15 protein-coding genes are annotated in these 21,155 nt (G+C 63.0%); 4 read left to right on the top strand and 11 right to left on the bottom strand.

Annotation, left to right across the window (positions count from 1 at the left end; genetic code table 11):
- Window positions 1–130: 130 nt before the first annotated feature.
- From NYE40_RS11890 to pdhA, 8 genes are all read right to left on the bottom strand, one after another.
- Window positions 131–1,618, bottom strand: coding sequence for a glutamate synthase subunit beta (locus tag NYE40_RS11890; protein ID WP_028597676.1), 1,488 nt, complete (start codon window positions 1,616–1,618; stop codon window positions 131–133).
- Window positions 1,619–1,816: 198 nt separating this feature from the next.
- A complete protein-coding gene (locus tag NYE40_RS11885; RefSeq protein ID WP_240478938.1) occupies window positions 1,817–2,314 on the bottom strand; it encodes a dihydrofolate reductase in 498 nt (165 codons plus the stop codon).
- Window positions 2,315–2,322: 8 nt separating this feature from the next.
- Window positions 2,323–3,117: a thymidylate synthase gene (thyA, locus tag NYE40_RS11880; protein WP_028597674.1), complete on the bottom strand. Its 795-nt coding sequence runs from the start codon at window positions 3,115–3,117 to the stop codon at window positions 2,323–2,325.
- 1,281 nt (window positions 3,118–4,398) lie between these two features.
- On the bottom strand, window positions 4,399–5,658 hold the full coding sequence (locus NYE40_RS11875; protein WP_101809124.1) for an IS256 family transposase: 1,260 nt from the start codon (window positions 5,656–5,658) through the stop codon (window positions 4,399–4,401).
- Window positions 5,659–6,687: 1,029 nt separating this feature from the next.
- Window positions 6,688–8,103, bottom strand: coding sequence for a dihydrolipoyl dehydrogenase (lpdA, locus tag NYE40_RS11870; RefSeq protein WP_028597673.1), 1,416 nt, complete (start codon window positions 8,101–8,103; stop codon window positions 6,688–6,690).
- A gap of 4 nt (window positions 8,104–8,107) precedes the next feature.
- A complete protein-coding gene (locus NYE40_RS11865; protein ID WP_028597672.1) occupies window positions 8,108–9,442 on the bottom strand; it encodes a dihydrolipoamide acetyltransferase family protein in 1,335 nt (444 codons plus the stop codon).
- Between the two features lie 132 nt (window positions 9,443–9,574).
- The gene (locus NYE40_RS11860) at window positions 9,575–10,552 is read right to left on the bottom strand and encodes an alpha-ketoacid dehydrogenase subunit beta (RefSeq protein ID WP_028597671.1); all 978 of its coding nucleotides are present in this window, start codon (window positions 10,550–10,552) and stop codon (window positions 9,575–9,577) included.
- 69 nt (window positions 10,553–10,621) lie between these two features.
- Window positions 10,622–11,698, bottom strand: coding sequence for a pyruvate dehydrogenase (acetyl-transferring) E1 component subunit alpha (gene pdhA / locus NYE40_RS11855; protein WP_174817673.1), 1,077 nt, complete (start codon window positions 11,696–11,698; stop codon window positions 10,622–10,624).
- A gap of 300 nt (window positions 11,699–11,998) precedes the next feature.
- On the opposite strand from pdhA, the gene NYE40_RS11850 reads away from it, so the two are divergent.
- Window positions 11,999–12,730 carry an alpha/beta hydrolase-fold protein gene (locus NYE40_RS11850; RefSeq protein WP_028597669.1) on the top strand — a complete coding sequence of 244 codons (732 nt, stop codon included), beginning with the start codon at window positions 11,999–12,001 and terminating at the stop codon, window positions 12,728–12,730.
- An 85-nt stretch (window positions 12,731–12,815) separates the two neighbouring features.
- Here the strand turns inward: NYE40_RS11850 and NYE40_RS11845 are convergent, their stop codons facing one another.
- Entirely contained in the window at window positions 12,816–13,304 is a 489-nt protein-coding gene (locus NYE40_RS11845) for a low molecular weight protein-tyrosine-phosphatase (protein ID WP_028597668.1), read from the bottom strand.
- Window positions 13,304–13,954, bottom strand: coding sequence for a trimeric intracellular cation channel family protein (locus NYE40_RS11840; RefSeq protein ID WP_028597667.1), 651 nt, complete (start codon window positions 13,952–13,954; stop codon window positions 13,304–13,306). The genes NYE40_RS11845 and NYE40_RS11840 overlap by 1 nt, the downstream gene beginning before the upstream one ends.
- Window positions 13,955–14,088: 134 nt before the next feature.
- On the opposite strand from NYE40_RS11840, the gene NYE40_RS11835 reads away from it, so the two are divergent.
- Entirely contained in the window at window positions 14,089–14,742 is a 654-nt protein-coding gene (locus NYE40_RS11835; RefSeq protein WP_028597666.1) for a thiamine diphosphokinase, read from the top strand.
- Window positions 14,743–14,763: 21 nt separating this feature from the next.
- Here the strand turns inward: NYE40_RS11835 and NYE40_RS11830 are convergent, their stop codons facing one another.
- Window positions 14,764–16,803, bottom strand: a complete 2,040-nt coding sequence (locus NYE40_RS11830; protein WP_339279966.1) for a DNA mismatch repair protein MutS — start codon at window positions 16,801–16,803, stop codon at window positions 14,764–14,766.
- Window positions 16,804–17,350: 547 nt separating this feature from the next.
- On the opposite strand from NYE40_RS11830, the gene NYE40_RS11825 reads away from it, so the two are divergent.
- Entirely contained in the window at window positions 17,351–19,102 is a 1,752-nt protein-coding gene (locus tag NYE40_RS11825) for an ABC transporter ATP-binding protein (RefSeq protein ID WP_028597665.1), read from the top strand.
- A complete protein-coding gene (locus NYE40_RS11820; RefSeq protein WP_084136663.1) occupies window positions 19,083–20,954 on the top strand; it encodes an ABC transporter ATP-binding protein in 1,872 nt (623 codons plus the stop codon). Before NYE40_RS11825 ends, NYE40_RS11820 begins: the two co-directional genes overlap by 20 nt.
- Window positions 20,955–21,155: the final 201 nt, after the last annotated feature.

Here is a 21,155-nt window from a genome sequence, read left to right as displayed (position 1 = left end):
TCCGAGCCCTTTCGGCCCGCAACAACATCCATCTCTTGTTTTCGTTACCCGTTCTTTACCTGAAAGCGATTCCTCGCCGGAACGGGAAAAAGCGCCCGATCGCTCAGGCGCTTGCAGAATAGGCTCCGAATCAAGGAAGCATGCTGCTTCCCATCAAATACTTGTCGACCTCGCGAGCCGCCTCGCGCCCCTCGTTGATCGCCCAGACGACAAGGCTCTGGCCGCGGCGCATATCCCCGGCGGCGAACACCTTGTCGACGCTCGTCCGGTATTCACCGTAGCGGGCTTTGACGTTCGTGCGGCGGTCCTGCTCGACCTCGAACGCCTGCACAAGCGTGTTCTCCGGCCCTTCGAAGCCGACCGCGATGAACACGAGATCCGCCGGCCAGACCTTTTCCGTGCCGGGAATCTCTTTGTAGATCTTGCGGCCGGTCTCGTCGACGATCCGTTCGATCTGGACGGTGTGGAGCTCCTTGAGCTGGCCGTTCTCGTCGCCGACGAACTTCTTGGTCAGGACGGAGAACGCGCGCGGGTCTTCGCCGTACAGCGCCTTCGCTTCTTCGTGGGCATAGTCCAGCGTGTACACGTTCGGGAACTGCGGCCACGGATTCGTGATCGAATCGCGCTGCAGCGGGGCCTTGGCATGCGTGCCGAACTGCGTGACCGACTTGCAGCCGTGGCGCAGAGCCGTCGCGACGCAGTCCGTGCCGGTATCGCCGCCGCCGATGACGATGACGTCCTTGTCCTTGGCGGAGATGTAGTTGCCGTCCTCCAGGCCGGAGTCGAGGTAGCTCTTGATCGTGCCGTTCAGGTAGTCCATCGCCATATGCACGCCGTTCAGATCGGAGCCTTCGATGTCGACGCCGCGGGCTTTCGTCGCGCCGCCGCACAGGACGATCGCGTCGAAGCCTGCCAGCAGCTCCTCGGCCGCGATATCCTTGCCGATCTCCGTATTCGTCACGAAGTCGACGCCCTCGGCTTCGAGCAGGTCGACTCGCCGCTGCACGATCCCCTTGTCGAGCTTCATCGTCGGGATGCCGTACGTCAGCAAGCCGCCGATGCGGTCCGCGCGCTCGTACACCGTCACCGTGTGGCCGGCCTTGTTGAGCTGCGCGGCGCAAGCCATGCCGGCAGGTCCGGAGCCGACGACGGCGACCTTTTTGCCCGTGCGGAGCTGAGGCGGCTGCGGTACGACCCAGCCCTCGTCGAAGCCGCGGTCGATGATTGCCTGCTCGATCGTCTTGATCGTGACGGCATCGCCGATGAGGCCGACCGTGCACGAGCCCTCGCATGGCGCCGGACAGACGCGTCCGGTGAATTCCGGGAAATTGTTCGTCTTGTGCAGGCGCTCCAGCGCCTCGCGCCACAAGCCGCGATAGATGAGGTTGTTCCACTCGGGAATCAGGTTGTTGACCGGGCAGCCCGACGCCCCTCCGGCCAGCTCCATGCCCGTATGGCAATACGGGGTGCCGCAGTCCATGCAGCGGGAGCCTTGCGTCCGAAGCTGATCGTCCGGCAAATGCTTGTGGAACTCGTCCCAATCCTTGATTCTTTCCAGCGGACTGCGGTCTGCCGGCAGCTCGCGTTTATATTCCATGAACCCAGTTGGTGTCGACATCTTTCCCCATTCCTCCATCCTTTAGGTCCCGCTCCGTCTCTCTGTCACCGTTCTTCGGATGCAAGACCCGATGCGTCGCTACATAATATTGCATTCCAGCGCATACTTTGTACAACATCGTAGCATTGTTTCACAACTTAGCATAATGGAGTATGCGTACAATCATTTGCACTTTGTCGCATAACAGCGGCATAGAGATTACGAATTGCGCGCAGGCGCTGTTCGAATATACGTTTGGAAGGCGTAGGTCTCGCCTGCCGGTCCTTTTTCGAGACCGGCCGCGGAATCCGCGAGCTCCCACTCGCCGTCCGGCAGCTCAGGGAAGTAAGCGTCGCCGCCTCCGTAGGAGCGGTCGATCTCCGTCAGCAGCAGACGGTCCGCGCGGCCGAGCAGCAGACGGTAGATCTGCTCGCCGCCGATGACCATCAGCTCCTGCTCGCCGGCGACGGCTTGCAGCGCCTCCTCCGGCGTCCGGAACAGCTCCACGCCATCCGGTGCCTCGCCGCCGCCGCGGGTCAGCAGCAGATTGCGCCTGCCCTTCAGCGGACGGCTGCCGAACGACTCGAACGTCTTGCGTCCCATCAGCACCGGCTTGCCCATCGTCTGCTCCTTGAAAAAGCGCATGTCCTCCGGCAGCTTCCACGGCAGGTCGTTGCCGCGCCCGATCAGCCGATCGCGGTCCATGCACGCGATCATCGTGATCCTCATACCGACACCTCGGCCTTGATCGTCGGATGATGCTCGTAGCCGACGATCTCGAAGTCCTCGTAGCGGTAGTCGAAGATGCTCGCCGGCTTGCGCTTCAGCACGAGCTGCGGCAGCGGATGCGGCTCGCGCGTCAGCTGCAGCTTGACCTGCTCGAGATGATTCGCATAAATATGCACGTCGCCTCCGGAATAAATGAGCTCTCCGGGCTCCAGATCGCATTGCTGCGCGATCATATGCGTCAGCATCGCATACTGGGCGATGTTGAACGGCAAGCCGAGGAACGTGTCCGAGGAGCGCATCGTGAACATGCAGTTCAGCTTGCCTCCGCTGACCTGGAACTGGAACACGAAATGGCAAGGCGGCAGCTTCATGCCGTCGACTTCGCCGACGTTCCAGGCGCTCACCATATGGCGGCGCGAGTCCGGATTCGTGCGAATCGACTCGACGACCGCAGCGATCTGGTCATGGACGCGGCCGTCCTTGCCTTCCCATGCGCGCCACTGCGAGCCGTATACCGGACCGAGGTCACCGTTCTCGTCCGCCCACTCGTTCCAGATGCGGACGCCGTTTTCCTGCAGGTACTTCACGTTCGTCTCGCCGCTCAGAAACCAGAGCAGCTCGTGGATGATCGATTTGACATGCACCCGCTTCGTGGTGACGAGCGGAAAGCCCTTGGACAAGTCGAACCGCAGCTGCCGACCGAATACGGCGATCGTGCCGGTTCCCGTTCGATCGGAACGCTCCGTCCCGTTGTCCAGGATATCCTGCAGCAGCTCCAAATAATTTTTCATCGGTTACCCCCTAGCTCAGGACCGGCCGAACGGCCTGATGCCCCTCTATCTCGCGAACCTTTCTGTTAGTTTACCATCTTAAAGGCTCGTTTGTCTCTTATTTGTCTCTTCGTGCGGAACAAAATCAGCGATCCTCGGGATGACGGAACCGGAATCCGAATCCGCTTCGCGTAGCGCAGAACGGAAACTGCTATCGCTTTGCCGAATGGAAACTGAAACCGGCATCCGCTTCGCGGAGCGGGGGCTCGCTCCGATCTCCCTGAAGCCCAGATTCCTCTGAACGTATTCTTCCGAAGCGGTAGGAATCCGGCCTTCAAGGGAACCGCTGACGCTTCTCCACGAGCCCCCGTCCGTCTTCGCTCTTTGGTTTCACTTCGCCTACGGCTCGCTTGAATGATTTACGCAAGCAAATCCGTTGCTCGCACATTGAGGACCGAAAGCTGCATCCGCTTCGCGTAGCGCAGAACGGAAACTGCAATCGCTTTGCCGAATGGAAACTGAAACCGGCATCCGCTTCGCGGAGCGGGGGCTCGTTCCGATCTCCCTGAAGCCCAGATTCCTTTGAATGTACTCTTCCGAAGCGGAAGGAATCCGACCTTCAAGGGAACCGCTGACGCTTCTCCACGAGCCCCCGTCCGTCTTCGCTCTTTGGTTTCGCTCTTTAAGTTCGCTCGGTGCCTTCGCTCATCACCACTAGGCCCGTCACCAATAAAATCAGTTAGATGCTAATGCCGAACCTACCCTCGCTCCGCTTCGTAGTGACTCGTTCCGATCTCGATGCCCCCAGGATTTCTTTTATCGCATTTTCCAGAACCTTCGAAAGCTTCAATAACGAGCTGGAAAAACTGCAACCCGAATAAATCGGGTTAGAGTTTCTCGCAAGCCCGTATTTCAGACTCTAACCCGATTAAATCGGGTTACAACTGCTCGAACACCCGTCTTTCAAGCTCCAACCCGAATAAATCGGCTTACAGTTACTCACATGCCCGTCTTTTAGGCTGTAACCCGAACAAATCGGGTTACAGCCGCTTGCAAGCCCGTCTTTTAGACTCTAACCGATACGCCTGCCTGCCGGAGTTACTTGAATTGACCTCACAGCTCCGACCGCTTCGGCCTACGCTTGACCGAGTTACTCGGTTTTTCCGTGCAACTCCTTCTGGTTCCGCCCCTGCTTGCTCCAGTTACACGGTTTTTCCGCGCAACTCCGCCGGTTCGGCTCCCGCTTGGGTCAAGTCCATAATTGTGTGTAAAAACACTTCTCGGTAGAAAATGGAATCGGGTTTAAAGGCTGTCCGTCGCTTCCGTCATGGTGGTGCTGGTTTCCTGCTCCTCCGAGCCGGCGCCCTGAGTGGCTTTCTGCTTCTTCCACGCCTTGAAGTCCGTCATGTCCATGTACGGCTTCTTCGTCATCCAGTACTCGTTCTCTTCCATGAGCATGGCTCCGATGAGGCGAAGGACGGAAGCGCGATTGGGAAAGATGCGGATGACCGTCTCGCGCCTGCGGATCTCCCCGTTCAGGCGCTCCATGCCGTTGGAGGTGCGCAGCCGCACGCGGTAGGCCTCCGGGAAGGCCAGCACCGCGACGGCGTCCTCGAACCCGTCCTCCAGTATTTTCATCGCTTTGGGTGCTGTCTCGGCATACGCCTCAAGCGTCTGTTCGAGATAGGAACGAGCCGTCTTCATGTCGGGCGCATCGAAGATCGATCGGACGCGACTCTTGATTTCGCTTTGGAGCGCTTTGGGCGCTGCGTTCAGCACGTTCTTGATGAAGTGCGTCTGGCACCGCTGCCACGAGACCCCTTGAAACTCCTTCTCGATGGCCTTGACCAGCCCGCCATGGTAGTCGCTCGTGACGAGCTCTACGCCGTGCAGGCCGCGCTCTTTCAGCCAGCGGAAGTAGGCGCCCCAGCTCTCCTCCGACTCGGTGTCGTCGACGCGCAGGCCCAGAATCTCACGCCGGCCTTGCTCGTTCACGCCGTAGCCCACCAGAACGCCTCGAGAACAGATGCGGCCTTCTTCACGGACCTTCACGTAGATCGCATCGATGGTGATGAAGGGGAAGGCGTGGTCGGCCAGAGAGCGGTTGTTCCAGTCGTGGACAGCCGGGTCCAGCTGCTTGCACAGGTGGCTGACTGTTGACTTGGAGAACTGGGTTCCGCACAGCTCCTCGGTGATTTTGGTCACCTTGCGCGTCGACACGCCGTTGATGACCATTTCCATGAGCGAGAGCACCAGCGCTTGCTCGCTGCGCTGATACCGGGCGAAAAGCTCGGTGGAAAAGGAGCCGTCCCGAAACCGGGGGACGCGCAAGGTGACGCTGCCCGCGCGGGTAATGACGTCGCGCTCGTAGCTGCCGTTGCGATAGCCCTTGCGCTCGCTGGTGCGCTCGTATGTCTGCGCCGCCAGCTGATCCGTCGCCTGGGCTGTCAGCACCTGATTCAGCACCGTCTCCAGCAAGCGGGCCACTCCCGCGTCCCGATCGGTTCCGATAAACAGCTGGTGCAAAATGTCCTGATCTACGGTAATCTGGTATGGAGTCATGTGTAGGCACTCTCCTTGGAATGTTGGTCTCGACAACTTCCATTCTAACCGAGAGTCCTACCATGGCTTTCCTTTTTATGGTCAGGAGCATTTTACACAATTATATGGACTTAACTTCCCGCTTGCCCGAGTTACTCGGTTTTTCCGCGCAACTCCGACCGCTTCGGCCCCTGCTTGACCGAGTTACTCGGTTTTTCCGCGCAACTCCGGCCGGTTCGGCACCTGCTTGCTCGAGTTACTCGGTTTTTCCGTGCAACTCCTTCTGGTTCCGCCCCTGCTTGCTCGAGTTACTCGGTTTTTCCGCGCAACTCCGACCGGTTGATCCTCCATTCGTCGAGACGAGGGAGTCAAACGTTCTTTGGAACGAGCGAACGATTTCGATATGCGCCTAAGTCGTTTCAGCCTGGGTCTTTTCCAGCAAGTTGAGAGCTGCTTTCTGACTCTTTCCGCAGCGCCCGTTCATGCTGCCGAGTGCCGAGCGAGCTGCCGTCTCCCGAGTATGCGGGAGAGGCGAAGCTGATGGACAAGGCGAAGCGGAGCGAGACGATGCCTTTCGAAGAAGCGGCAGCGGTCCTCTTGGAAGACGGATGGCCTCCGAATAGGAGGTCGGGCAATCCGGGCATCCGGCTTCCAGTGGAATCGGAGAAAGGCTCGGCTCGCGCAGCGGTTCGCCTGTCCCTGGCCCGCTTTCCAGCTCCCGGTTGAGAAAGGCTCGGCTCGCGCAGCGGTTCGCCTGTCCCTAGCCCGCTTTCCGGCTCCCGGTTGAGAAAGGCTCGGCTCGCACAGCGATGCGCCTGTCCCTAGCCCGCTTTCCGGCTCCCGGTCGAGAAAGGCTCGGCTCGCGCAGCGGTTCGCCTGTCCCTAGCCCGCTTTCCGGCTCCCGGTTGAAAAAGGCTCGGCTCGCGCAGCGGTTCGCCTGTCCACAAGCCCCCTTCTCCGGACGGAGAACGAATGGCACGGCTCGCTGAGCCGCTAGACGGCCCATAAAAAAAGCCGGCCCCAGAAAGGGCCGGCCTGAAAAGCGCGATCTTACTTGACAAACGTATGGATCGGATGGCCGAGCGCGACTTCCGCCGCGTCCAGCGTGATCTCGCCAAGCGTCGGATGCGCGTGGATTGTCAGCGCGATGTCCTCGAGCGTAGCGCCCATCTCGATCGCGAGGCCGAGCTCGGAAATCATGTTGGACGCTTCGATGCCCGCGATGTGGGCGCCGAGCACGAGGCCGCTGTCTTTGTCGGCGACGAGCTTCACGAAGCCTTCCGTCGCGTTGAGGGACAGGGCGCGGCCGTTGGCGACAAACGGGAACTTGCCGACCTTGACGTTGTAGCCTTTGTCCTTCGCTTCCTTCTCCGTCAGACCGACGCTGGCGCACTCCGGATCGGAGAAGCAGACGGCCGGCATGCACTTGTAGTCGACTTTGCTCGGCTGTCCGCCGATGACTTCAGCCGCGACACGGCCTTCGTACATCGCCTTGTGCGCGAGCGCAGGGCCGGCAACGATGTCGCCGATCGCGAAGATATGCGGGATGCTCGTGCGTCCTTCGTCGTTGACTTCGACGAGGCCGCGGTCCGTCATCTTGATGTTGATCAGGTCGAGGCCGAGCTCTCCGTCCGTATTCGGACGGCGTCCGACCGTGACGAGCAGGTAATCAGCCGTCACCGTCTGTTCCTTGCCGTCGACCGTGTACGTCACGGTGACGTCCTTGTCGGTCTGCTCGGCGCTCTTCGCTTGCGCGTTCGTGATGATTTCCGCGCCTTTGGCTTTGAGCTTCTTGGCCACGAGCTGGGACATGTCCTTGTCGAAGCCGGCCAGGATCGAGTCGAGGCCTTCGATGATCGTCACCTTCGTGCCGAACTTGCTGTACATCTGGCTCAGCTCGACGCCGATGTAGCCGCCGCCGATGACGGCCAGGCTCTTCGGAATCTCAGGCAGCGACAGCGCGCCCGTGGAGGAGACGATGCGTCCGCCGAACGGGAATGCCTTCAGCTCGATCGGGCGGGAGCCCGTCGCGATGATGCAGTTCTTGAAGCGGTAGCGCGGAGCTTCCTGATCGTTGAAGACACGCGCTTCGTTTTCGTTGATGAACATCACTTCGCCGGCGAAGTATTGCACCTTGTTGGCTTTGAGCAGGCTGGCTACGCCGCCTGTCAGCTTTTTCACGACTCCGCCCTTGAAGTCCTGGATCTTGCTCCAGTCGACCTTGACGTCGCCTGCCGTGATGCCGATCGCTTCGGCATGGCTGACGGTGTCATATTGATGGGAAGCGGAGATGAGGGCTTTGGAAGGAATGCAGCCGACGTTCAGGCACACGCCGCCGACATGCTCCTTCTCCACGCAAAGCACGCTTTGGCCAAGCTGGGCTGCGCGAATCGCAGCCACATATCCGCCGGGACCGGCGCCGATGACCAGTGTATCGATATCGAGAGATGCGTCTCCTACTACCATGAGCTTATACCTCCATGATTAGCAGCTGCGGGTCGGCCAGAAGCTGCTTGATGTAGTTCAGGAAATTCTGAGCCGTCGCACCGTCGATGAGACGGTGGTCGAAGCTGAGGGACAGGGCCATGACGGAAGCGGCGACGATCTCGCCGTTCTTGACGACCGGCTTGTCGGCGATGCGGCCGACGCCGAGGATGGCCACTTCAGGGAAGTTGATGATCGGCGTGAAGAACATGCCGCCGGCGGAGCCGATGTTCGTGATGGAAATCGTGCTGCCTTTGAGCTCGGCGCCGGACAGCTTGCCGTCGCGGCCGCGAGCGGCGAGGTCGCTGATGGAGCTGGCGATCGTCCAGACGTTCTTGCGGTCCGCATGCTCGATGACCGGCACGATCAGGCCGTTGTCGGTATCGGTCGCGATGCCGATGTTGTAGTACTTGCGCAGAACGATCTCCTGCGCTTCCTCGTCGAGCATCGAGTTCATGATCGGGAACTCGCGCACGGCGGCGACGAGCGCCTTGACGATGAACGGCAGGTAGGTCAGCTTGACGCCTTTCTTCTCGGCGACCGGCTTCGCTTTTTTGCGCAGCTCGACGAGCGCGGTCACGTCCACTTCGTCCATCAGCGTCACGTGAGGAGCGGTGTACGCCGACTTCGTCATCGCGTTGGAAATGATCTTGCGGATGCCCTTGAACGGCAGGCGCTCTTCCGGACGGTCTCCGCCTTGGCTGGCGACCGGAGCGGACTTGGCTTCGCCGGCGCCTTTTGCCGCGACAGCGGCATTGTCGGAAGCGGCTGCCGCCGGAGCGGATGCGCCGCCTGCGGCTGCCTTCTCGATGTCCTCGCGAGTGATGCGGCCGTTTTTGCCAGTGCCTTGCACGGACGCAATGTCCACGCCTTTTTCGCGGGAGAACTTGCGCACGCTAGGCGTAGCGAGCACTTGGCCTTTGGCGGCCGGAGCCGCTGCAGGAGCGGATGCCGGAGCCGCGTCCTTCGCCGTCACTTCGGCGTCGGCCTTGACTGCGCCCGGAGCGACGTTCTGCGCTTCGTCCTTGGCGACTTCCTTCGCGCTGTCCTCGCTCGGAGCGGCGCCTTCCGGCAGATCGCCCTCGGCGTCGATGACGGCTACGACGTCGCCGACATGGCATACCTGGCCGTCCTTGGCAAGAACCTCGAGCACCGTGCCGTTGACCGGGCAAGGAACCTCTACGACGGCCTTGTCGTTCTGCACTTCCATAATGATGTCGTCGTCGGTGACCTTGTCTCCGACCTTGATGTGGATCTTGATGATTTCGCCTTCATGAAGGCCTTCGCCCAGCTCTGGGAACCGGTATTCAAACTTGGCCACGAGGTGAACCTCCTTTTGCATCTGGAGCTGAACCGACCGGGAGCGGACAAGCTGCGGTCCAAGAGGACGCGCAGCCCGCCGCGGCGGCTGCAGGGGTGAAAAGCGTGCAAGCAAATTCCGTTCGGAACGGAATTAGAATTCGAGGACTTTCTTGACGTTCGCGACGACGCGCGCCGGGGACGGGAGCCATTGGTCTTCGATCTGGGCGAACGGATACACCGTGTCCGGACCTGCGACGCGAAGCACCGGCGCCTCCAGGTGAAGGATCGCCTTTTCGTTGATCTGGGCGATGATCTCGGCCGCCGCGCCGGAAGTCTTCTGAGCTTCCTGCACGACGATCGCGCGGTTCGTCTTTTTGATCGACTCGACGATCGTGTCGATGTCGAGCGGCATGAGCGTGCGGATGTCGATCACTTCGACGCTTACGCCTTCCTTTTCCAGCTCTTCAGCAGCCTTGACGGACGTATGGACCATCATGCCGTACGTCACGATCGTGACGTCGGAGCCTTCGCGGACGACGTTCGCCTTGCCGAGCTCGACGGTGTACTCTTCCTCCGGCACTTCGGCGCGGAAGGCGCGGTACAGGTTGAGATGCTCCATGAAGAACACGGGATCGTTGTCGCGGATCGCCGCGATCATGAGGCCTTTGGCGTCATAAGGATTGGAAGGAATGACGACCTTGATGCCCGGCGTCTGCAGCGCCAGACCTTCGAGCGAGTCGGTGTGCAGCTCGGCCGCCTTGACGCCGCCGCCGAAAGGCGTGCGGAATACGATCGGCGAGTTGTAGCGTCCGCCGGAGCGGTAGCGCATGCGGGCTGCCTGGATGAACATCTGGTCCATCGCCTCGTAGATGAAGCCGACGAACTGGATCTCGGCGACCGGACGGAAGCCTTGCACGCCGAGGCCGACCGCCATGCCGGCGATCGCGGATTCCGCCAGCGGCGTATCGAAGACGCGCTCCTCGCCGAATTCCTTCTGAAGACCTTCGGTGACGCGGAATACGCCGCCGGTGTGGCCGACGTCCTCTCCGAAGAGCATTACGTTCTCATCCCGCTTCAGCTCGGTGCGAAGAGCGTCGCGGATTGCTTCCAACATGTTCATTTGAGCCATGATTAACAGGTTCCTCCTTAGGGGGAGCGGCGCGCGCCGCCCCGGACTCATCGATCGCTTGGGTTCGGATCAGAAATCGGCTTTTTGCTCTTCCAGGTGGGCGGGCGTATGCTCGAACATCGTGTCGATCAAGCCGGCGACCGTCATCTTCTCGGTCGCTTCCGCCTTCTTGATGGCTTCGTTGACGGCGGCTTTCGCCTCGTCCTTCACGCGAGCCGTATCCTCTTCCGTCCAAAGGCCCTTCTTCTCCAGGAACTTGCCGAAGCGGATGATCGGATCCTTGAGCGACCATTCGCCCTCTTCGTCCTTCGTGCGGTACTTGGTCGTGTCGTCCGCCATGGAGTGGGGACGGAACCGGTACGTGAGCAGCTCGAGCAGCGTCGCGCCTTCGCCGCTGCGGCCGCGCTCAGCGGCTTCGGAGACGGCTTTGTAGACCGCGAGGACGTCCATGCCGTCGACCTGCACGCCTTTGATGCCGGCGGCGAGCGCCTTGTGGGCGATCGACTGGGCGGCCGTCTGCTTCTCGTACGGCGTCGTGATCGCGTAGCGGTTGTTCTGGACCGTGTAGATCACCGGCAGCTTGTAGGCGCCGGCGAAGTTCAGCCCTTCGTAGAAATCGCCCTCGGAGGAGCCGCCGTCGCCCGTATACGTGATGGCGACGCGCTTCTCGCCGCGCTTCTTGAACGCCATCGCGACGCCGGTCGCATGCAGGATCTGCGCGCCGATGATGATCTGCGGCATCAGCACATGCACGTCCTCCGGAATCTGGCCGCCGTGCTGGTGGCCGCGGGAGTACAGGAACGCCTGGTACATCGGCAGTCCGTGCCAGACGAGCTGCGGCATGTCGCGGTAGCCCGGGCAGATGAAGTCGTCCTTGTTCAGCGCGAACTCGCTGCCGATCATCGACGCTTCCTGGCCGGATACCGGCGCGTAGAAGCCGAGGCGGCCCTGGCGGCCGAGGTTGACGGCGCGCTCGTCCCAGGTGCGGGTGAACACCATGCGGTACATCAGTTCCTTCAGCTGGTCGTCGCTGAGGTCAGGCATGAGGTCGGGATTGACGACTTCGCCTTCGGGGGAAAGAATCGTAAGCGGCGTTACGTCCTCGCTATGCACTTCGTAAGAATGCTTGTTCAGCAGCTTGCTCATCAGAGAGGTTCACCTCGATTTGTTATTTGAAACTTGCCTGCTTCTGTTATAGAATTATTATAAACCTGTTGCGCTGAAACGGTCAAAGCAAAAAAGGAAAAAACGTTGTTTTTTCATTACTTTCACGGGTTTTTAACGTTTTGTGTATGTGTAACAGCTAACCGTGACATATATAACAGGATAGTACAAGAGCGGTTACATTCAACGGAGTCTCCGCCGCTCCGCCCGGCTCGGAGCGGACATCTCCTTATTGTTTACCCCGACCTACGCCGTCCCATGCAGCCAAGGAGGAAGAGAACGATGCCAGACGACATTTATTTGAAAAGAACGATCCTCAAGGAGACGGTGCCGAGCCGCCATCTCGAGGAGGGCTCGCGCGAGCTGCGCGTCTACCTGCCGCCCGGCTACAACGAAGTGCTCAGCTATCCGGTCGTCTACGGCCAGGACGGCGAGGACCTGTTCAACTTCGGCCGCGCGGCGACGCTGGCCAACCGCCTCATCATCGACGGCGAGCTCGAGCCGTTCATCCTCGTCGGCGTCGACGTCGACAAGAAGAAGCGGACGAGCGAATACTCCCCGGACGGCGCCCGCCATGAGGCGTACACGCGTTTTTTCGCCGAGGAGATGCTGCCGTTCATCGAGGAGAAGTATCCCGTCCGGCGGGAGCGCCGCGAGCGGCTGCTGATCGGGGATTCGCTCGGCGGCACCGTATCGCTCCATCTCGCGCTCCGCTATCCGGAGCTGTGGAACCGCGTCTTCTCGCTGTCGGGCGCCTTTTACGGCGCCTCCCAGGCGATCGCGGCCAAGCAGGGCGACCTGTCCTGGCTGCAGCTTTATCTGTATGTCGGCCTCCAGGAGACCGACTTCGAGACGGATACGGGCGTCTACGACTTCGTCAAGCTGAACCGCGAGATGGACGCCCTGCTCGCCGACCGCGGCGCCGACATCCATTATGTCGAGAAGGACGGCAAGCATCAATGGGGATCGTGGCAGCGCGAGATCCCGGACGGCCTGAAGCATTTCCTGGACTAAAGCGCCAGCCTCGGAGCTGAAACGAAAAGCGGGACGAAAGCCGAATGGTTCGGCTATCGTCCCGCTTTTTTTGCCGCAGCTTGATCTAGGCGGAAAGCTCGCGCTCGATCCGGTCGAGCAGCGCCTCGCAGCCCGCGGCGACGAGCCTCCGGGTCTGCTCGAAGTCTCCCGTATAATACGGATCGGGCACGCCGTCGAGCTCCTCGTCCGGCAGCAGCTCCATGAAGCGGAGCAGCCTGCCCTGCGGCACGATGCCCCCGGCTCGGATCAGCTCCCGCACGTCGCGCTCGTTGGCGCGGTCCATGACGACGATATAGTCGGCCCGCTCGAGATCGTCGCGGTCGACGAGCCGCGCCCGCATCCCTTCATAAGAGATGCCCGCGCGGTCGAGCTCGCGGCGCGTCCCTTCATGCGGAACGGCTCCGAGATGCCAGTCGCCCGTTCCGGCGCTGTCCACCACGACCGCCTGCTTCAGTCCGCGCCGCGCGGCCAGATGGCGCAGCACCGCCTCCGCCATCGGCGAGCGGCAGATGTTGCCCAGGCAGACGAACACGACGTTCACCTTGCGCGCCATCAGAACATTCCTCCTTCCCTGCGGTCGGCCGACGCCGTCCGCAGCGACCGGCGGGGCAGCCGCCATTTGAAGATGACGGACAGCATCCGCATGACGATGATGAGCCCGAACAGCACGAGCAGCATCGCCGTCCCTTTGAACCATCCCAGCCCGATCGCCGCCCCGCCGAGAATCGCCCAGACGGCATAGATCTCGTCCCGCAGCACGAGCGGCTTGCGCCCGGCCAGCAGGTCGCGGATGATGCCGCCGCCGATGCCGGTCAGCGTCGCGGCCACTAGCACGGCGCTGAGCGGATGCTTCATCTCCGTGGCGTAGAGCGCCCCCTGGATGGCGAAGGCCGACAGCCCGATCGCGTCGAACAGCGCCTCCGCCTTGCGCCAGTGCTGGATCCAGCTGACCGGCAGCAGGAAGATGATCGTCATCGAGGCGAGCGCGATCTTGATGAGCAGCCCCTGCGTCCAGAGCGTCGTCACCGGGATGCCGATGAGCAGATTGCGGATGACGCCGCCTCCGAACGCCGTGACCAGCCCCAGCACGAACACGCCGAGGATGTCGTACTCCTCCTCCATGGCGACGATCGCGCCGCTGACCGCGAAGGCGATCGTGCCGATGATGCTGAATACCGCGAAAATCTCTGTGTACAAGTCGATTACGCCCCCGTATCTATGATGCCGCAACTATCCTACCTATAATAGCCGGGGGAGGGCTATCCCGCAACCGGATTGCGGCTGCACGTTCCCCGCGCTATAATGGGCCGCAGTACATACAGGAAGGAATGAGCCCTATGCCGCAGCAGCTGCAGCGGGTCGCCATCGTAACGGGCGGCAGCCTCGGACCGTGGACGGCCGGCCTGCTTCGACCCGGCGACTATATCATCGGCGCCGACGCGGGAGCGCTGTTCCTCATCCGCTCGGGCATCCGGCCGGATTTGTCGCTCGGGGATTTCGACTCCGTGCAGGAGGACGAGCTGGCCGAAATCGAGGCGGGAAGCGCCGAGCTGGCCTCGTTCGATCCGATCGACAAAAACTATACCGACACCGAGCTCGCCCTGAGGCGCGCGCTCGACCTCGATCCGGCGTCCATCCTGATCGTCGGCGCGCTCGGCAGCCGCTTCGACCATTCGCTCGCCAACGTGCATCTGCTTCGGCTCGCGGCGGAGCGCGGCGTCGAGACGACGATCGAGGACGAGACAAACCGCATCCGCCTGATGCGCGGAGGACAGTCGCTGCATCTGCAACGCAGCCGCTTCCCCCATGTCTCGCTGCTGCCGCTCGGCGAGACGGCCTCCGGCATCACTTTGGAAGGATTCCGCTATCCGCTGCGCGAAGCCGAGCTGCGAATCGGGCAGTCGCTCGGCATCAGCAACGCGCTGGACGGTCAGACGGGCAGCGTGTCGCTGCGCCAAGGCTGGCTGCTCGTCATGGAGACATCCGGCTGAACCGATCGCCAGCGCATCCGATCACTCGTCGCCGCCCGGCGTCTCGATCTGCAGCCCGGGCACATGCTTGCGCGACATCCGATGCCTCGCCTTGCGGTTCTCCTTGCTGTCGAACACGATGTCCATATCGTAATCCTCGCCCGGATAGAGGCTGTCCCTGCCAATATAGAGGGACAGCCTTTTGCGGTTGAACGTCCTTTTTTCCTGCTTCACCTGCACGACCACCTCCCCTCTCGCATCCGCTTCCCGGTACACGATCCCCGTCCGCTTGAGCGGATGGATCCACACGCAATCCCCGACCGTGAATTCCTTGGGCTTCGGAGCAGGCTTGGAGCCGCGCAGCGGCTCCGGCTCGCGCGCATTGCCGCCCGCCTTCGGCGCATGGAGGTCCGATCCGGCAGCAGGCGTCCCCTGCACGGCGTCCGGCTGCCCGCCTCGCTCTGGCCGGCGCTCCTCGCGAGACGCCGCTGGCTTGCGGCCGTTGTCCGCCTGGGATTGTGGACGCTCCCCTCCGGACGCCGCCGCATCCGGCCGAGCTCCGCCGCGCTTCAGCTCCTCCGCCCTCGCGAGCAGGCTTTCCGGCAAGCCGTACCGCCTCGCAATCGACAGCGCATAGCTGTCTCCCGCCTCGCCCGGCTCGAGCCGGTACAGCGGCCGCAGCGTCTCGGCGTCGAACGCCATCCGCGCGTTCATGCAGCGCGGCGTCCGCGAAGCGTAGGCCTTGATTTCGTTGAAATGAGTCGTTACGGCGACCTTCGTCCCTCTCGCTCCCAGCTCCTCAAGCACCGCGACCGACAGCGCGATGCCTTCCTCCGGATCGGTGCCGGCGGCGAGCTCGTCGAGCAGGACGAGCGTGGAGCTTCCTGCCGCCGCGAGGATCTCGGCCAGGATGGCCAGATGCGACGAGAACGTGCTGAGCGACTGCTCGATGCTTTGCCCGTCTCCGACGTCGGCGAGAATGTCGTCGAACCGCCCGAACTCGCTGCCTTCCTCCGCCGGCAGGAGCAGCCCCGCCTGCGCCATGAGCGCGAACAGGCCGATCGTCTTCAGCGCGAGCGTCTTGCCGCCGGTATTCGGTCCGGTGATGCAAAGCTGGTCCCAGCCGCCGCCGAGCTCCGCGTCGATCGGCACCGCTTGCGCTCCGAGCTTCGGATGGCGTCCGCCGCGCAGCCGGACGATCGGCTCGGACCGCAGCCGCGGCCGAGTGCCGTCATAGGAGCGGGACAGCTTGCCGCGCGCAAGAATGAAGTCGAACAGCGCCATCGCCTCCAGATTGACCGTCAGCGGCTCGGCATGGCTTTCGGCCATCGACGACAGCACGGAGAGGATGCGCGTGCGCTCCCGCTCCTCCTCCTGCTTCCACATCGCCAGCTCCGCCTGCAGGTCGGCGACGTCTGACGGCTCGATGAACAGCGTCTGTCCGCTCGCCGATTCGTCCCACACCGTTCCCGGCACGAGCCGGCGCTGATCCCTGCGGACCGAAAGCACGAAACGGTCGCCCCTGCGGCTGACGATCGCGTCCTGCAGGCTGCTCTTGTACTTGACGAGAGCCGCGTCGAGCTTGCGGCGGATGCGGTCCTCGGCTACTTGGGAGCTGCGGCGGATCCGCGACAGCTCGGGCGAAGCATGGTCGAGCAGCCAGCCGCCGCGGATGCAGCGGTCGATCTCCTCCTTGAGGACAGGACAGTCGCGCATTGAGTCGGCATAACCCGACAGCCGCGGAGCGAGCTCGCGCTTGGCGGCCATGTACCGCTTCATCTGCGCGATGGAGCCGAGCCAGGACGACAGGCCGGACAGCTCCTTTTCGTCATAGATCCGTCCCTTGCCGAGCAGCGCCAGGAACGAGCCGATGCCCTCCATCGCAGACAGCGGCACGCTGGAGCCGGCGCGCAGCAGCGCGTCGGCCTCCGCCGTCTCCTCCTGCCACGCTTCCGCCTGACGGAGCGAAGCCGTCGGGACATGCCGCTCCGCCAACCGGCGGCCAGGCTCGGATACGGCGAGGTCAAGCAATTGTTGCTGAATGAAGCTATAGTCAAGGCGCATCATCGATGCGTGGTTCATAGGAATTGGCCTCCTCGAAGCAAAAATAGGGACATTCGATGGGTAAAACGGACTTCCGAAGGTTGGACAAGCCGATTCCGTCCGCCTCATCCTCTCGCCGGAACGCAAAAAAGACAGGAACGGAACGCAGAAGCGCTCCATTCCTGTCTCGCAGCGGATGGCCGTCCGCGCGCCGCCCGCTGAAAGAAGCAGGCGGCGGAATCGGACGGAATATCCGTCTATGGTCAGGGAGGATCCTTCGGTTCAGAGCTCGATCATGGACCGCTTCGAAAAAGCCTGCGGAAAGACGGCGCTTGCGCCGGCAGGCAAATCGAAGGCAGTCCTATGAAATTACGAGATCTGAACACCCTGGGTCATCAATAGCTCCCCTTTTCGGAAAAGTGGATAAAAGGCGAACGGAATCGGCCTTCCCTTATCCTACCTAGGTTCTCGGGCAAAAGTCAACCTTTGCTTCCCAGGCACTATTTTGGTACTAAAATGTTCTGCGCGGCTCGGTTGGAGGTATAATGAAGGCGAGGAAACCTTATCCCGAGGAGGAATGCCTAGGATGAAGGAACGCCTGCTGCGCCCGTATCTGGCCGCCAAGGCGCCGCTGTACGGCGCGGCGCTGCTGGCCATCGCGCTCGGCAACATCGTCCAGTCGCTGTACCCTCGCGTGCTCGGCGAATTCACCGACCGGCTGCAGCAGGAGGCGCTGACGCCGGTGCTGATCAGCCGCTCCGCGCTGATGCTCGCCGGCATCGCCCTGCTCTACAGCTCGCTCGCCGGCTCCGGCCAATACCTCATCATGAGGCTTGGACGAAACTTCGAGCGGCTGACGCGCAAGAGGCTGTTCAAGCAGTTCACGCGCCTCAGCGAGGCGTATTATGCCAAGCACGGCGTCGGCAGCATGCTCAGCTACGTGCTGAACGACGTCAAGTCGGTGCGGGAGGCGATCTCCGCCGGCTTCAACCAGACGGCCAACGCCGTCATCCTGCTCGGCAGCGCCGTCGTCATGATGGCGCTGTCGGGCTTGCCGCTCGGGCTCGTCGCGGTCTGCGTCTCTCCGCTGCTGCTCATCCCCCCGATCGTCGTCTACTTCGGCCCGCGCATCCGCGAGCGCTCGCGGCACGCCCAAGAGGAGCTCGCCGCCATGACCGAATCCGCGGAGGAGCAGATCGGCGGCATGCGCGTCACGCAAAAGTTCGCCGTGGAGCCGATGATGGAAGCCCGCTTCGGCGCCCGCGTCGACGGCGTCTACGGCAGCCAGCTGAAGCTCGTGCGGCTGAGCTCGCTGTTCCAGGCGCTGCTGCCGTTTCTCGGCTCCGCGTCGCTCGTCGTGACGCTAGCCGCCGGCGGCTACCATGCGCTCTCCGGCGGCATCACCGTCGGCATGTACGTCTCGCTGACGCTGTACGTGCGGCTCATGATCAATCCGCTCCAGCAGATCGGCAACGTCATCAACACGATGCAGCGCTCGCGCGCCAGCCTCGAGCGCATCCAGGAGCTGCTCGCGAGCCGGCCGGACATCGAGGATTCGCCGCAGGCCGTCGAGCTGCCGCAGCGGGCGGACATCGCCGTCCGCGGCCTGACGTACCGCTATCCCGGCTCCTCGCGGCCGGCGCTCGACCGCGTCGACCTCGACATCCGGCACGGCCGCACGACGGCTCTCATCGGGCGCACCGGCAGCGGCAAGACGACGCTCGCCAAGCTGCTGCTGCGCATGATGGAGCCTCCCGCAGGCGCGATCCGGATCGGCGAGGCCGACATCCGGGACGTGACGCTGCGCTCGCTGCGCGGCTCGATCGCCTACGTGCCGCAGGACGGGTTCCTGTTCAGCACGACGCTCGGGGACAATATCGCCTTTTCCAAGCGGGACGCCACCGAGTCCGAAATCGAGAGCGCTTCCCGCCAGGCGATGATCTACGAGCAGGCGCGGCAGTTCAAGGAAGGCTTCGGCACGCGGCTCGGCGAGCGCGGCGTGACGCTGTCGGGCGGGCAGCGCCAGCGCGCCAGCCTGGCGAGAGGACTCGTCAAGGAAGCGCCGCTGCTCATCCTCGACGACAGCGTGAGCGCCGTCGACGCGGAGACGGAATCGGCCATCGTGTCGAGCATCCGCCGCGTGCGCGCAGGCCGGACGACGCTCGTCATCGCCCATCGCATCAGCGCGATCCAGCATGCCGACGAGATCGTCGTGCTGGACGAAGGTCGCGTCGTCCAGCGCGGCACGCATGAGCAGCTGCTGCGCGAAGACGGCTGGTATGCCGAGCTGGCGTCGCTGCAGAAAGGAGGAATGGACCATGGCGGACAAGGCGCCTGAGCCGGACGCGGAGGAGCGCAGGCAGGAGCGCAGGCAGGACCGGCAGGATTCCCCGCCTGCCTCCGGCTCCGCGCCGGATGGAGCCGAGCGGACCGCCTGGCGCGGCCTGCTCTCCTATGCGAAGCCGTACCGCAAGACGTTCGCCGGCGTCGTCGCCTGCACCGTCATCGCGATCTCCGCGGATCTGCTGCAGCCGTTCCTCGTGAAAATCGCGATCGACGACCATCTGATGGGCGGCAGCGGCGAGCTCGGCCCCGTCCTGCTGCTGGCCGGGCTGTACCTGGCGCTGTCGCTGCTCGCCCTCGCCTTCAGCTACTGGCAGAGCCTGCTCGTCCAGCGGGCCGGGCAAGGCATCGTCTCCAAGCTGCGCAAGGATCTGTTCCGCCATCTGTCGCGCCTTTCGCCGTCCTTTTACGACCGCATGTCCAGCGGCAGCCTCGTCACGCATATGTCGGGCGATACGGAGACGGTAAGCCAGTTTTTCACGCAGGTATGCCTCAGCCTGTTCCGCGACGGGCTGACGCTCGTCTTCATCCTGTTCCTCATGTTCCAGCTCGATCCAGTGCTGGCCGGCTACAGCCTGCTGCTGCTGCCGCTGATCGCGCTGATCGCGGCCGGATTCCGCGGCTACATGCGCCGGACGTACCAGCAGTCGCGCACCCGGCTGTCGCGGCTCATCGCCTTCACGGCGGAGAATCTGAGCGGCATGAACCTCGTGCAGGCGTTCCGCCAGGAGCGCGAGCAGCAGCGGCAGTTCGAGGAGCGCAACGGCTCGTATTACGAGGCCAACCTGCGGGAGATCCGCACGAACGTGCTGTTCAACCGCTCGTTCGACCTGCTCGGCAACCTGTCGGTCGCTTTCGTCACCTGGCTCGGCGGTCGGGCCGTCTACGGGGAAGGGCTTGAGTTCGGCGTCCTGTACGCGTTCATCACGTACATCCGCCAGTTTTTCCAGCCGATCAACTCGATCACCCAGCAGTGGAACACGCTGCAGGCCGCCTCCGTCTCGATGGACCGCATCTGGAAGCTGTTCCAGACCCGCTCGGCGCTGCCGGAAGACGCATCCGCGGACGCCGCCGAGCTCGAGCGGATCGGTCCCGGAGCGGTGCGCTTCCAGGACGTCGAGTTCGGCTACGATCCGCAGCAGCCCGTGCTGCGGGGCGTCAGCCTCGACGTCGCCCCCGGCGAGACGATCGGCATCGTCGGCACGACCGGAGCCGGCAAGAGCTCGCTCATCAGCCTGCTCTGCCGCTTCTATGACGTGCAGCGAGGCTCCGTTTCGATCGACGGCGTCGACGTGCGCCATATCCCGCTCGCGCGCCTGCAGCGCATCGTCGGGCTCGTGCAGCAGGAGCCGTATCTGTTCTCCGGATCGATTCTCGACAACGTGCGCTTGTTCGATCCGTCGATTTCCGAGGAGGAGGCGCGCGAGGCATGCCGCTTCGTCGGCGCCGACCGCCTCATCCGACGGCTGCCGGACGGCTACGGGACGATGCTGAGCGAAAAAGGCAGCGGCCTGTCGGCCGGAGAGCGCCAGCTGATCAGCTTCGCCCGCATCGTCGTCTTCCGCCCGTCGATCCTCATTCTCGACGAAGCGACGGCGAACCTCGACTCCAGCACCGAGCAGATGGTGCAGCGGGCGCTCGCCGCCGTCTCCGCAGGACGGACGACGCTCGTCATCGCGCATCGGCTGTCGACGATCATGAACGCCGACCGCATCCTCGTCATGCGCAGCGGCAGCATCGTCGAGTCCGGCTCGCATGGCGAGCTGCTCGGCAAAGGCGGCTACTACGCGCGCCTGTACCGCCATTCGCAAGGCCAGCCGGACTCCGGCCGGCAGCCGGCCGGCTGATTCTCCTCGGGACCGCCGCGCCTACAGGCGGCAAGCGAGGGTCCGAACCGGCTGCCGGGCCTAAGCCCGCCCTATCGGCGGAAGGCCGCATTATCCGGACCGGCCGCCTGCAAGCTGCGTCCATGCAAAGAGCCCATCCGCCGGCTGCGGATGGGCTCTTTGCCTATTCAACTCCAGCGCGGAACGGCCGCGGGCGCATGG

The organism is Paenibacillus sp. FSL W8-1187, from assembly GCF_037965485.1.
GTDB classification, from domain to species: domain Bacteria; phylum Bacillota; class Bacilli; order Paenibacillales; family Paenibacillaceae; genus Paenibacillus_O; species Paenibacillus_O pasadenensis.
Note: the sequence above shows the minus strand (reverse complement) of the source record. Positions and strands in the feature narration are given on the sequence as shown.